Here is a 14,165-nt window from a genome sequence, read left to right on the forward strand (position 1 = left end):
ATGAAATCGATTTCATTCCGGGGCAAAATAAAAGCCTTAATGCTAACTGGTATCAAACGGACACTTTTTCATGGTTCTTGGTTTTGGTGTTTAATGAAAATCTATGGTTACTTCTTTATCTTGTATGGTAAAATCAAAGTCGACCGAATGGCTCAGTCCCTCAAGGATATTCTGGAGCGTCTCGTTTCTGAATTTACCATACAGTTTCAGTTTTTTGTTGGGATTACTTTTGACGAAAATCCTCACTCCAAACCAGTTTTCAAGGATTCTGACAGCTTCATCTACGGGAGTACCATCAAATAAAATAGTCCCATCGGTCCATGCCAACACTTTTTCCATATCGAAATTCTCCTTGGTGATGGTTTGCAGGTCCTGATTGATGAAAGCAGATTCCCCCCTCTCCAGGGTTACCGCCGAATCCTGCTGGGAAATATCCTCCACAGTGACTTTGCCTGTGACCAGGGATACCTGAATATTTTTTCCAGGGAAAGCGTTGACATTGAAGGATGTGCCCAAGGCCGTGGTTAAAAAGTTGTCTGTCTTGACTATGAATGGTTTGCTTTTGTCCTGGACCACTTCAAAAAAAGCCTCTCCTTTAAGCAGCACCGTCCTGCTGTCCCCCTCAAATTTCTTGATGTATCTCAACTCGCTTCCCGAGTTCAACCGGACACTTGAGCCATCGGGCAATTTGAAAGTGGACTTGATTCCTTTCTCGGTTTGATGTACGGCGTAAATAGGCTCCTCTTCGCCCCCTGGCTCCAGTTGATCCACTTGGTGGAAAAACAGGTAGGCAAGACCCAAAAATACCAGCAGAATGGCCGCCACTCTCCATACAGGAGAGAATTTGCTTACTTTTAAAGCCGTTTTTCCTCCGGCTTCCCGGTTACCTGCAGTTAACTGAACGGGCCTGTCCGGGGATCGACTTTCCGGGATTTGGATATCCCCCTCAATCCGATCCCACAATTTCCTCCTATCCTGATCTGAAATTCTTCTTTTCTTTTTAGAAAGAAGGATCACAATGTTTCTGGCCATCTCCATTTGCTCCGCCTTATCCGGATATTCCTGCTGTATTTGTCGCCAGAATTTCTCAGATTCCATATCCGGAGCCATTACCCATTTTCTAAAGTGGGTATCAAAAACAAAATCCTCTGTTTTATATTTAGATATATCCATTTTTTCCGATTTCAGAGTTAAAAGAGAGAAATGGCCAAAAGTTATCCTCTGATTTTGGAAAAAAAATTAACTTTTACATTATTTTGAATGTATAGATAATATATTACTATTATTCCAACAAAAATTCTATTTTCTTAAATAATTGATAAAATGATGCGTGTGAAAGATACGCGAAAAGAAGGGCAGAAAGCCGGAATTTAAATTATTGTAAGGAAGAGGCCAGCCAAAGCATCATGGCATGGGTCATCATGTTTTTCAGCTTGGAAATGGCTTTCCAAGACAATGTATACACAGACCTTAGATTAATCCCCATGACTTTGGACACCTCCTTATAGTCTTTGTTTTCATAAAACAAAAAATGAAGGACTTCTTTCTGTCTTACAGGTAAACTGTCCAAGGCTTCAAGAAGTCTTTTCTGTAATCCATCCTCATTTTCTTCCCATTCAAATCCCATTGAAAAATCTTCCATCAATCCCTGCGGGTAAATCATGTTTCTTTGTTTTTGGTGGAGCTTCTCCGCGGCGTATATTTTGTTTTTCAAACATTTATACAGATAAAACTTTACATTCCCGGTGTCTTTCAAGTTGTTTCTGTATTTCCACAGGTCCAAGAAAACTTCATGGATATAATCCTGGATGAGGTCCGAATTGGATATAATCGACATACCATAGTTGAACAGGTCATCCACATAAAGGGAATACAATTTTTCCAGCCCCTCTTTGTTGCCCTCTTTCAAAAGTCTCCAACAACCCACTCCTTCCTTAATATATGTATTCCCCCCATTTAACATTCTCTATGCTTGTAAACATTCAAAATTAAAAGATATGGAAAACCAACCCACACCCGTAACCCTATTTTTTTTCGGTGGGTCAAATCATTTCTCCGGAACAAATCGCTTCACAAATGGATAACAATAGCGGCTCAGACCTCAAACATCTTTTCATAATGCTCACTCCTCCCCATGATTCCTCCGCTGTGCTGGTAAAAGCTTTTATCCGTGGGATAGACACCTTCTTTGGTTCTGACCCAGGTAGCTTCCGGCATGGGATGGTACCCCACCATCTTTTCCCAGTTTTTATAATACTGGTGCCCGTTTGTTTCCTGCAGGCCCAGGTTCATGTCGGGAAAAGGCGCCAGTCTCGCTGCCACGTTTTTGTTCCAATCCACCAATATGGGATTCACCGTCAGGTCGGCGCAAAAACAAGGCACGCCTTTTTCATAAGCTGCCTGGGCGATCTTCATGGTCATGCTCAGGGTTTTGGCAATGGCCTTTACGGCTATGGCCGTATAACCCTGTTCAATCCTCGCCAAAGCATCCTCAACCGTATGGGCACTCTCGTCCGCGGCCACCCTGACGCCCAGATCCCCCACATACACCTCGTTGTCTTCGCCAAAAGGCTCCTCTATCACCGCGATCTGATCAAAAGCGCCGATCTTTCTGGCATGGTCCAGAAAACGCTCCAAAGTTTCCTTGGATTCATAGCGTTCATTGGCATCAAAATAGTAAGGTATCCTGCCATTGGCAGTATATGGGGTTTCCATATGGCCTATGGCTTTGTGCACTGCCGTCAAAAATGCCATATCCTTTTCCAGCATCTCCTTTTGGGTTCCCGCAGAGCCTGTCTTCAATTTCATGATGAAGTGTCCTCTGTCAGCAGCCGCTTTGATGTCCTCCACAGCGGCTCCCACACTGAATGACGGGATGCTGGCTACTTTATCATGTCTGTGCGACAATCCCTGCCGGTAAGCCTCCGGCACCATCTCATCAAACTGCTTCATCCCGTTTTCCTCTGCATACAGGAGCCATGCGGCATTGTCCACAGGCACCAGGGCATTGAGGGCAAAAGTGGTTTTGAGATCGGCATTTCCTGTGATCTTGACGCCGTAATCATATACCTGAGGCAACAGGTCCTCCAACAAACTTACCGGATCCTTAAAGCTGTTGCCATTCATAAGCTGTAGGGCCCGTTCGGTCATGGCATACATCAGGGCATTGCCCGCGGTGGTGGAATGGGCTTCAAATACCGCCTTATCTGACCATAGGGTTCCCTGTGTGCCTATGCCTACTTTATGAATGCCACTTTCGGACTGCATATAGGCCACTGTCTGCCAAGCCTCCGTAATGGCGCTGCCTTTAAACCGGTATGGTGTCAACGGTTCTCTTTCAAAATTGGAGTCTGTTCTGGTGATTCTGATGTCTTTCAGCGTTTTTTTCATGTTGCTTTCTTTTGAAAAAACCGATCCTGGGATACCCACTGTACCCAAAGCCAAAGCGGCTCCTGTTTTCTGTATAAATGCCCTTCGGTTTAAACCGTGTATATTTTTTTTCATATGATTATAATTGTTTTTTATCGGCCACATGGAATTTCGCATGCTTTCCCCGATAGCTATCGGGGCATTCCTCTGTGTGTCGCTTGCGTCATGCTTGGTTTCATTGAATTTTGTTTTATGGTGATGGAATCTGGTTGAGCGTATACCACGCCTCGGAGGACCAGAGATTTTGGCCATCGGCACTTTGAAGATCCTCAGCCAGCCTGAAATAGACTACATGTTCCTGCTTGAGCCCGGGTATATCCAAATAAATTTTCTTTTTGTCCTGGGAAATGTCAACCTTGGCAGGCATCAGGTTTTGATGGTCCATTTTGGGACCGCCATAAGCAGCCGTAGGCAAGTACCACCATTGCTCCACTTTGATATCCTCCGCCGCCAATTCCCTGTCTGCCAAAGGCTCGGTAAATTCTATTTCAAATCCCCCGGGCTTTGCCCTGATCGCCAGCATTTCAAAGGTGCTTTTCCCATTGTACTTGATTTTTTCCAGACCATATTGGTTCTCTTTCCAGCTCCACCCGCCGACCATACCCACCTCCCCTACATACAATGCCCCATCCGGACCCCACGCCAGCCTGTTTACTCCAGCGGTGAACCCTTGGGAAAACCGGAAAACAGCTCCTTGATAAACACCGTTTACTTTTTCGATAAAATCCCTTTTTATCCCGCCATTCGTCACGTCTCCGTGCAGCATCTGACCTTTGTACGGACCATCGCGCATCAGGATGGGTTCTGAGGGCGAGTTGCCTATTTCTTTATCAGGAAGCCATATGGCGGGAGGCACCATTGCCGGAGGGTTCTTCTCCTCTGCTTCTGATAATCCCCAGGCCATGCCGTTGTAAGCCCCGGGCTGCACATGGATCAATTTGTTGCCCGGCAGCCACTGCCCCTGATTATCGGTGACAAAGATCTGTCCATCCACGCCCTCCCCAATGCCATTGGGTGTTCTCAGGCCATAATCCAAGGCTTCAAAACTTCCATCTTTGCTGATTTTCAATGTCCTGCCTCTGTCAGGATGCTGTCTTTCGTTGGCCATTAGGCGCATGGCCATCGATAGGGTAATATAAAAATGGTCATCCTTATGCAGCAAACCAAAAGCAAATTCGTGAAAATCATCCGTCACCCCCCACGCGTCACATACCACCTGGTACTCATCGATCATATCATCTCCATCTGTATCCACCAATTTCGTGAGCTCATGCTTCTGGAGCACGTAGATGTCACCATCCACCACCTCCAAACCTAATGGTTCTGCCAAGCCCTTCGCAATGCGTTTGATCTCAATCTTTTCGGGATCATTGCCCTCTACCCCTTTAAGCAGATAGACAGCCCCCATGCTGTCCCATGTGCTGACCAGCAACCCGCCATCGGGCAGGAATGCCAGGGCGCCTACCCTGGGTTTAAAGTTGTCGTTGTGAAGGGTCACCAGGTCATAGCTGGGATGGACGCCTTCAAGCGGAACCCCAAAACCAGGTTTGGGAGGCGTTAATGGCAGATCTTCCTGAACGGCTGTTTGTTGTACCACAGGCTGACCCCTGTCTTCCCGCGAAACTGCTGTTTTAAAGGTGAAAATATAATCCAACATGGTTTTGATCTCTCCCTCACTCAAGTCCGGGTGGGGGTTCATAGGTGTCTCTCCCCAAATTCCTGATCCGCCTTCTATTATCTTCCGGCCAAGCTGGGCATATATCTCCCGGTTTTTTTCATATTTATCCGCTATATCCACAAAAGAAGGCCCCACCATCCGGTTTTTTTCCTCATGGCAGGTATAGCAGTCACTGTTCTCCATCCATAAAATTCCCAAATGGTCATATTGATCTCTCAGGGCTGAGGGATGTTGCTCCGGCAAGGGTTCAAAAAAAGCTTTCCATTCACTTTCCGCGTTGGATCGCAGGTAGAAGACCTCGTCTGCATTGCCCACTCCTATCGCGATATTTTCGGGCACATTACGGGTCAAAAAGGTCCTGGAAAAACCCGGACTTCCCTGGTTATCTCTGATAAATTCAGGTTTTTCGTGTAACTGGATGATGGTCCCGTCCCCCAAAACCATCTCAAACTGGAGGGTAATCTGGCCGTTTCGAAAGACATACCCTTTGTGCCGTATTTCAAAATCAATGGCTTCCCCGTTTTGGAGTACTGTCCACCGGTTAGGCAATAGGTCTTTCTCTATATAAGGTGTGCCCCAACTGGTGGGCTGGATATTTTTTTTATTGGTATAAACCGTTCCTTCCAGCGTCACTCCTCCTTTCCACAGTTTATAAAGCCGGCTTGTTGTCAAGTCATAAGCTGCATAGCAGGCGGTATCCAACGCCAATGTGAGCATCCTGGGTTTTTTATCCAGGACAGACCTGAATGCCCAGGGGTCCAGGGGCCTTTCTTTTGGCTTTTCGGGATGGGAACAAGCACTGAGCAATGCCCATATCATGAACAGGAAAAAGCCCTGCCTATAACCACGGCCTATCCCCTTCGTATGCTGCCTGATATATTTACTCAAAAGACCTAACATCAAGTAATGTTTATGCTGGTTTTAATATGCTTCTAATTTATCTACAAGTTTTATGGCTGCCCTGATATCATAGTCATTGTCATCCGAAACAAGTTTACGGGCTGATTCCATGGCGGGCAAAGCATCTTTGTCCATGTTTTCCAGAATATTAAGGGCCATCACCCTGGCCATCAGGTTATCACTCTCCAATCCCCCGATCAGGGCCGGCATCACTTTTTCCCTTTCTCCCAAAACATACAATGCTTCAGCCGCTGCCAGGCGAACGCTGATTTCCTGATCTTCCAATTTGGATTGTAGCTTCTCCTTAGCGGCATTGGCAGCTTTTCCCCTTACCACACAGCCTGTCACTGCCCAATACCTGACAATCGGGTCCTCATCATCCAACAATTCCATCAGGCTGCCAATTTCATCCATCTCCCTGGCTGCCGCCAACTCAGCCGTGGCCAATACTTTATCGAAATCATACTTTGCCGATCTGGCAAAATCATAAAGGGTCTGTGTTTTGGAAATCTCTATCATCATGGGTTCGGGCACAAATCCCACGTCCCTGATTTCCCGCTGCCAATCCTGGGTGGCCTTTCTCAATTCTTCCAGCACATCCCCATAATTGGGATCCCCTGCCAGATTGTTGACATTGTGAGGGTCTGCTGTTATATCGTAGAGTTCCTCCACGGGTTTGGGTTTCCAAAACCGGGACTGAACCTCGTCAAGTCCCCCTTCCAAAAACTCCCTTTCCCAGGACCTCATGGACGGCGCACGCCATAGATATTCTATATACTGACCATATATTTTGTGGGGCATATAATGCCTCACATACCGGTATTGCTTATTGGCAGCCGTCCTGCTAAGGTCAAACCGCTCATCCATCCTCCCCCTGAGGGAAAATGCATAGTCCCTGGGTTCCACAGCCTGTTCTCCCAAAAAGGCTTTCCCCTGCATATAGTCCGGTATAGGGGCACCCACCAAACTGAGCAAGGTAGGCGCGAAGTCGGTAAATGTGACCAGTCTGTCTGTTTGGCCACCTGCCTCGTCAGGAGCAAGATGCCTGAATTTTTCAGGAAAATAAACAATCAAAGGCACCCTCAGTCCGGATTCATACAAAAACCTTTTGCTTCTGCCCAAAACCCCGCCATGGTCCCCATAATAGAAGACAATGGTACTTTCTTTCAGCCCAGCATCTTCAAGCTCTTGTAGAATGGCTCCCACCTGATCATCCATGTGCATTACTTTGTCATAATACTGTGCCCAGTCCCTTTTCATTTCCGGAGTATGGGGATGATAGGGAGGTATAGGAACGGTTTCGGGATCGTGGTGCAGTTTTGCCAAAGGCTCATGCAGCGAACTCTCATGGGATACCCCTAAATTAAAAATGGAAAAAAACGGTTGTCCCTCTTTCCGGTTTTTGTACGTGGCCTTGTTGCTGGACTCATCCCATACTTCCGGCTGGTCGGTGGTATTGTAATCTTTTTTTGCATTGTTTGAGGTGTAATAGCCCAGGTCTTTCAGGTATTGGGGATAAAAATGTATCCAATTTGGAATGGGATAAGTACTCCTCATGTTTTCTGTGCCTAGGGAATTCGGGTACATCCCCGTGATCAGGCTAGACCGCGCAGGGGCACAGACAGGGGCTGTGGCATAGGCATTCAGATAAGTAACGCCCTCTGCTGCCAGCGCATCCAGATGGGGAGTGGTGGCATATTCATCACCATAAGCGCCTAAAAAAGGACTGTTGTCCTCGCTGACTATCCACAGAATATTGGGTCGTTCATCATCCTCTACCGCTTGGGAACATGCAAAAGACCCAAGGAGGAAGACAATAATCAAACAAAAATTTGAGCTTATATTTTGGGTTATCATCATCAATTGGGTTTAAAATGGTCCTTTGGCTTTGGTTGTCATAGCGGCGTCCCCTCCGGGCATATCACCTCTCCGTTGCTCTACATCCAGAGCTTGGCCGGTTTCTTTATCATACCAGTCATAGGTCAGGTTTTGAGGGGCCGTGTCATGGGTTTCTGCCCGCCATTGTGCCAACACTTGCCGTAAATGATCAAGCTCATTTTCATACTTTTTTAGGGATGCCTGATTGAGCAGTTGCTCCCCGTCTCTTTCACAGTGATAAAATTCTTCAAAGGGCCTGGGCTGCATAAACACATCCGCTTGGGCGGCATTCAGCCTTCCTTTGTCCCTCAGCCTTTTGAGATCCCTATAAGAAGGACTGGCGTTGGAATCCGCAGGCCCCGTATTGCTCAATGAAGGCCTGAGATTCAAGACATACATATAATGATCCGTCCGCACCATTCGCTCATATGCCTCGTGGTCATGCCAATTGTGTTCTGCAAATACGTATTTTCTAAAGGGAAGATCGGGCTTTTCTATAACAGATAAAAAGCTCTTTCCCTGAAAATCCCCGGCTATATCCAGTCCAGCCAAGTCGAGAAAAGTGGGGGCCAAATCCACACTGCTGACCATGCTTGTGGATACTGCTCCCGCTTCTGTGATTCCTTTCGGCCATTTCACAATCAGGGGCGACTTGATGCCGCTGTCGTACATTCTGGTCTTGCTTCTGGGAAAAGGTCTGCCGTTATCTGATAGGATAAATATTACCGTGTTGTCCAAAACACCCTGCGCCTCGAGCTCTTCTTCTACTTTTCCTACAAAATAGTCAAACCTGGCTATCTCATCATAATACTTGGCCAGGTCTGACCGGGTGTCAGGTGCATCAGCCAAGTAAACAGGCACCTGAATGGCTTCCGGATCATGCATACCGCTAAAGTCGTTGGGTCCCCAGGGCCTGTGCGCATCCAGTGCTGCCAGCCAAAGAAAAAACGGCTTCTCCTTTGGTCTTTCCTGCAGGGTAGCCAGCCATTTGTCCTCTCCGCCGTCCCCTATTTCCTCCCTTTTATCATAGATAAGATCAAAGCTGTTTCTAGCTGCCGGGCCCATATGCCATTTACCCGACTGGGCCGTAAAGTATCCCCCCTCCTTCAATACCTGCGTAAAGGTAAGTATGCTCTCCGGTAATGGGGTGTGCAATTCCGCCGCGCCGGTATTGTGGGGATACCTGCCTGAAATGATGCTGGTACGGCTGGGACTACAGGAACTGGTAGTGAGGTAAAAATTGTCAAACCGGACACCTTCCAAGGCCATTCTGTCCATATTGGGCGTCTTTACCACTTGGTTGCCATAACAACCCATATCATCCCATCCGATATCATCCGCGATAATCATGACCATATTAGGTAGACCTTCCTGGCACCAGCCATGCATCATCATAGCCAGAAAGCCGAAGCAAAACAGTCCCAACCTGATCCGTGCTTTTTTCATTCTTTAAAATCTTTTTCAAAATCGGTGGGATTAACCCACCCGGTATTGATTTGCTCTCCCTTCATAAACCGGTTATAAAAATCCGCTGTGTTGGGCTCTGCATACTCATAAGCATCAAATAAATCTCCCTGGCCAAACATCCTTGGGTCATCTTCTTCCCTCAACCTTTCAAACAATTGATCTTTAAGGTTCTCCTTTACCGACTGGTACTCTGGATGGATGGCCAGGTTTTGCATACAGGCAGGATCCTTGGCCCGCGCATAGAGCTCTTCTGCAGGTCTTTTTCCAAACGCCATTTCCCAATAATGTTTTGTATCCGCATCACTCCGCCCGTTTAGGATAACGGTCTTGGTGGGGCTGCCATCCGTGTTCAGATAACCTGTTTCCGGATTGCCGGCAGGCCAACGATCTGTCTCGAAGTTATGGAGATAAATGTAATCTTCCGTGACGATCCCCCGAATAGGATAACCTTCGTCATTCGGCCTACCCACATCATGTCTTTCCTTTCCTATAAGCACCGCATTCCGGCGGGGATCGATTTTCCCGGATTGCTCTGTGAAAAATATATCTGATAAGCTTCTCCCGGTGATGGAAGCCATTCCCGAAGCCTCTTGGTCTATTTCAGCCAGCTCCAAAAACGTGGGGGAAAAATCAGCAAAACTGATAAAATCATCAATTACTCTTCCCGGATTCTTGATTCCTTTTGGCCACATAATGGCCAAAGGCAGGTGGTGTGAATATTCATAACCCTGGCCTTTGACCCTTGGAAACGGCATACCGTTATCTGAGGTAACCACAACCACGGTATTATCCAGTTCACCCCTTTCTTCGAGTACAGCCAGAATACGTTGTAAGTGCCGGTCAAAGTACTCAATTTCATAGGCATAATCCAGCATGTCATTTCTTACCGTATCATTATCAGGCCAGAACGGAGGCACTTCGTCGATCATATCCACATGCTTTCCCCCTAATACTTTTCCCGTTTCATATTCATAAGCCCGGTGTGGCTCGTAGCCTCCATACCAAAAATAAAAGGGCTGGCCTTCCTCCCTTGCGTCCAGAAACATTTCAAAATTAGCCGAATAATCGATTTTACTGATTTTTGAGGAGGGCGGCTCCGTAGTAAGCTCATTGTAGGCGATTCCGGTCAACTCCCTCCGCTTGCCATCCAACTCTCCGGGATTACCGGGAGCCCAACCCTTCCCGGTATAGCCGGTATGGTAGCCAAAGTTGCCCAACACTTCTACGTGAGAAAGAAATTTCTCTGGAAAATGTGGGATATGGTTGGCGGCCTCTTCCAGTTGCCAGGAATTACGGCCTGTGATAATGATGGACCTCGAAGGGGAACATTTTGCATTGGGAGTATAAGCACGGGTAAAAAGAATTCCTTCTTTGGCCACCCGATCAAAAGCAGGCGTCTGAACCCAATCCGTTCCATAGGCCCCCATATGGGGAAAGGACGCATCATCTGCTATGGCAAAAAGAATATTGGGTCTTATGTAAGGTTCATCTTTTTCTCCTTGGCAGGCAAAAAAAAAGAAAAGAACGAGACTTGCCGGAAACAAAAGGCGGTCCCTTGATTTCATGATTCCAATAACTAACGGGAAGATACGCATCTGAATCCTGTGTGTTCTAAACCTGTATCCGGTGATGACTTCATTTTCGCACTGACCCTATATCCTTCGCAATAAGATACATTACACATGAAGGAACCTCCCTTGACCACCTTTTTGGGTACCGTAGGTTCCTGGGGATCATAGCTTTTCCCCGGACCCTTAGGGTTTACCTGCATTTCATCACTGAGGTTTGCATAATAATTTTCATGGTACCAGTCATGGGTCCATTCCCACACATTTCCCGCCATATCATACAGGCCATAAGGGTTGGGATCGAACGACTTGACAGGTGCCAGCCCCTGATACCCGTCATTCCCTGTGTCTTTAAGCGGAAAATCACCTTGCCAGGTATTGGCTTTTGTCTTTCCGTTTTCCAGGGGTTCATTTCCCCAGGGAAACGACTTGCCGTCAGCACCTCCCCTGGCGGCATATTCCCATTCCGCTTCGGTGGGAAGTCTTTTGCCCGCCCACTCCGCATAGGCGACCGCATCTTCCCAGGCTATATGAACAACGGGATAATTTTCTTTACCTTGGATGGTACTGCCTGGCCCTTGCGGATGTTTCCAATTAGCCCCTTCTGTCCAGCTCCACCACTGGGCAGCGTTGTGCAATGAAATCGGCTTATTGGGTGGATTAAAGGTCAAAGACGCCGCTACCAGCACCTCATCCGGCGGCTTGGGAGTTCCCGGAGGCAATTGCTTCTTGATCTCCTCCCAATCCGGCTTTTTCTCCGCTACAGTCACATAACCTGTTGCTTCCACAAACTCAGCAAACTGACGGTTGGTCACTTCGGTTTCATCCATCCAAAAACCATCCACCTTTACCTTATGGGCAGGTTTTTCGTCTTTTCTCCCTCTACCATCCTGATCGCCCATGACAAACTCCCCTCCTTCTATCCAAATCATGCCCTCATGGGATACTTCACTTGTCGCGGATCCATAGAGGGTATCCGAATCAGCAGACCGTACACCACCGAACCTGTCGGGGATATTATCATGGCAAGAGGCCGGATCATCCTCCTCCGCCTGTCTGTTTTTGTCGGAGGATGAGCAGGATAAGCTTAATGATGCTGAAATAAACGTGATATAAATAAGCCGGTGATAAAGGATCATGGTGACAGTTTTACTATTTTTTCGCTCCAATTTAACCAACATCCACAAAATCCCCTATTTATACCAGGTATTTTTGATAAACAGCAAATAAATGGTATAAGAAAATCCGTTACCATTCCCCTTTGAGATAGGCCAACCGGCGCAAAACCTCATCATTGGTGGTTTCAGGATTTATGAGATCCGGAGCCAGTACAAATTCATAAGAAGAATGGTCCCTGAAATAAACCAAGGTGTTAAGGGCCAAAAGAACTTCCACAGGATTTTCGGCCGTATTGATTAAATCAACCAACCGGTCATAAGGCGATGCCTGTTCGATAATCCCCATAAATTCTATCGCCCTCAACTTCACCATATTGTCCGGAGCTGATTGCAGTGGGCTTATTTTGGCAGTGAGGGGTTTGGCCTCTTCTCCAAATGTGGAAGCTACGGTCAGTGCCCAGTATATTTCCAGAGAATTGCCGCTTTCCAGTATTTGTGAAAGCTTCTCAAAAGCTTCCTGGAAGGGCATGCATGCCCAAGTATTGATTGTTATCAATTTGTCCAATTGATGGTGAAATCGATTGCCAAAAAGCACGGGGTTGCCTATGGCCTCGGTCACCAATACACTCTCGGGCAAAAAACCCAGATCATGGGATTCCAATAATTTTTGATTAATCATCCCCCGCATTTTCGAGAGATCTTGTTGATGTGACGCTACAGGTGCCAGGTTGTTTAACTCATACGGGTCTTTTTCCAGATCGAAGAGCATTTCCACCGGTTTGCTTTGAAAGAACCTTTGCTGCGACTCATCCAGGCCATGATCATAAAACATGTCTCTCCATTCGGCAAAAGCCAGCATTTTGTAACGGTAGTTGTTATGCAGGGCGTCCGGGTAAAAGGGCTGAAAGCTGCGTATGTATTTCCACTTGCCTTTTCTTATTGAGCGGACCATCTCATATTTTTCGTCAAACCGGTCCGCATAACCTACCGCTTCGTCCCTGCTTTCCAATTCCCTCACATCAATTCCCTGGCCTAGAAAAGGCATCCCATCCATTTGGTCAGGTACAGGAATTCCCGCCAGATTCAGAACCGTAGGAGCAAAATCCACAAAGCTGACAAACCCTTTCACCTCTGTCCCCTGTGGAACCTGAACCAAATGCTGCCAGTTTTCCGGGACCCGCACCACCAGTGGCACATGCAAGCCCGTTTCATAAAGGTACCCCTTGCTTCCCGGCAACACGCCGCCATGGTCTCCAAAATAGAAGACAAACGTATCTTCCAACAAACCGTCTTTTTCTAATTCTTTAAGAACATTTCCTACCCATTCATCTATTTCCCTGATCTTGTCCCTATGGTAGGCCACCGTAAAACGGAACGTCGGCGTATCGGGATAATAAGGAGGTAACCAAACGCTGTCCGGTTCGTCCGCAGGCTGGTATTCCCGCATCAGATCCCGGTCAAAATGCAGTCTGCTTTCATGGGATTCCATAAAGGTTTCCTTATGGAAAAACGGTTGATCCACGGCTTTTCGGTTCTTCCAGGTGGCCCGGCTGGAGGATTCATCCCAAACGCCTTCCCCTTCCACCGCATTGTAATCTTTCTTGGCATTGTTGGTGGTATGGTAGCCGGCTTTTCTAAGATAAGCCGGAAACATTTCCAAACCATCAGGCATCGGGGCTATTTCAATCTTCCGGTGCAGGTGCATGGCGGTACGGGTGGCCAAGGTACCGGTAATTAAGGTACTTCTGGCCACTGAGCAAACAGGCGAATTGGAAAAGGCATGGATAAAGGTAAGCCCCTCTTCAGCCATTGTCCTGATATGAGGCGTCGGCACTCCATTAGGGTCAAAAAGATCCATGTGATGTTTGGAATTGTCTTCCGAAATGAGAAATACCATATTGGGTTTTTTCGCGTTTTTCGATTCGCTTTCCCATGCTGTCCCGGCTATATTTGCTTGTGGGTAAGTCTGCTGAAAACCTGTGAAAGTGAAGGTCAAAAGGTATAAAAGAACTTTTATGGATAGTCCATGTACTTTTTTTAATTTCATTGGTTAATTGGGGTTACGGTCATCTGCACTGAATCAATATCATGACAATTAGGAAAAAACATCTCCTCTATATATTTTGT

The 14,165-nt window shown here is 46.9% G+C and carries 9 protein-coding genes; all 9 read right to left on the reverse strand.

All coding sequences use genetic code 11. The features are described 5' to 3' along the window. Positions 1-90 precede the first annotated feature (90 nt). Positions 91-1,173 carry a FecR family protein gene (locus ACFPFU_RS03345; RefSeq protein WP_377061504.1) on the reverse strand — a complete coding sequence of 361 codons (1,083 nt, stop codon included), beginning with the start codon at positions 1,171-1,173 and terminating at the stop codon, positions 91-93. Positions 1,174-1,375: 202 nt separating this feature from the next. After that, a complete protein-coding gene (locus tag ACFPFU_RS03350) occupies positions 1,376-1,927 on the reverse strand; it encodes an RNA polymerase sigma factor (RefSeq protein WP_377061506.1) in 552 nt (183 codons plus the stop codon). Positions 1,928-2,094: 167 nt separating this feature from the next. Next, positions 2,095-3,504 carry an enolase C-terminal domain-like protein gene (locus ACFPFU_RS03355; RefSeq protein WP_377061508.1) on the reverse strand — a complete coding sequence of 470 codons (1,410 nt, stop codon included), beginning with the start codon at positions 3,502-3,504 and terminating at the stop codon, positions 2,095-2,097. A 115-nt stretch (positions 3,505-3,619) separates the two neighbouring features. Then, positions 3,620-6,007 (reverse strand): cytochrome C, encoded by a 2,388-nt coding sequence (locus ACFPFU_RS03360; RefSeq protein WP_377061510.1) that lies wholly within the window; start codon positions 6,005-6,007, stop codon positions 3,620-3,622. A gap of 21 nt (positions 6,008-6,028) precedes the next feature. Continuing rightward, positions 6,029-7,867, reverse strand: a complete 1,839-nt coding sequence (locus ACFPFU_RS03365) for a sulfatase-like hydrolase/transferase (protein WP_377061512.1) — start codon at positions 7,865-7,867, stop codon at positions 6,029-6,031. A 9-nt stretch (positions 7,868-7,876) separates the two neighbouring features. Next, a complete protein-coding gene (locus ACFPFU_RS03370; RefSeq protein WP_377061514.1) occupies positions 7,877-9,331 on the reverse strand; it encodes a sulfatase family protein in 1,455 nt (484 codons plus the stop codon). Further along, entirely contained in the window at positions 9,328-10,917 is a 1,590-nt protein-coding gene (locus tag ACFPFU_RS03375; RefSeq protein WP_377061516.1) for a sulfatase family protein, read from the reverse strand. Before ACFPFU_RS03375 ends, ACFPFU_RS03370 begins: the two co-directional genes overlap by 4 nt. 11 nt (positions 10,918-10,928) lie before the next feature. Beyond that, complete coding sequence (locus ACFPFU_RS03380; RefSeq protein WP_377061518.1) at positions 10,929-12,059, reverse strand: formylglycine-generating enzyme family protein; 1,131 nt, start codon at positions 12,057-12,059, stop codon at positions 10,929-10,931. Positions 12,060-12,168: 109 nt separating this feature from the next. Next, positions 12,169-14,085 carry a sulfatase family protein gene (locus tag ACFPFU_RS03385; protein WP_377061520.1) on the reverse strand — a complete coding sequence of 639 codons (1,917 nt, stop codon included), beginning with the start codon at positions 14,083-14,085 and terminating at the stop codon, positions 12,169-12,171. Positions 14,086-14,165: the final 80 nt, after the last annotated feature.

Source organism: Negadavirga shengliensis, assembly GCF_042652345.1.
Lineage (GTDB): Bacteria > Bacteroidota > Bacteroidia > Cytophagales > Cyclobacteriaceae > Negadavirga > Negadavirga shengliensis.

Coding starts and splice junctions, on each gene's coding strand:
- ACFPFU_RS03345 (WP_377061504.1), bottom strand. CDS start 1,173: ATGGATATATCTAAATATAAAACAGAGGATTTTGTTTTTGATACCCAC.
- ACFPFU_RS03355 (WP_377061508.1), bottom strand. CDS start 3,504: ATGAAAAAAAATATACACGGTTTAAACCGAAGGGCATTTATACAGAAA.
- ACFPFU_RS03360 (WP_377061510.1), bottom strand. CDS start 6,007: ATGTTAGGTCTTTTGAGTAAATATATCAGGCAGCATACGAAGGGGATA.
- ACFPFU_RS03365 (WP_377061512.1), bottom strand. CDS start 7,867: ATGATGATAACCCAAAATATAAGCTCAAATTTTTGTTTGATTATTGTC.
- ACFPFU_RS03370 (WP_377061514.1), bottom strand. CDS start 9,331: ATGAAAAAAGCACGGATCAGGTTGGGACTGTTTTGCTTCGGCTTTCTG.
- ACFPFU_RS03375 (WP_377061516.1), bottom strand. CDS start 10,917: ATGAAATCAAGGGACCGCCTTTTGTTTCCGGCAAGTCTCGTTCTTTTC.
- ACFPFU_RS03380 (WP_377061518.1), bottom strand. CDS start 12,059: ATGATCCTTTATCACCGGCTTATTTATATCACGTTTATTTCAGCATCA.
- ACFPFU_RS03385 (WP_377061520.1), bottom strand. CDS start 14,085: ATGAAATTAAAAAAAGTACATGGACTATCCATAAAAGTTCTTTTATAC.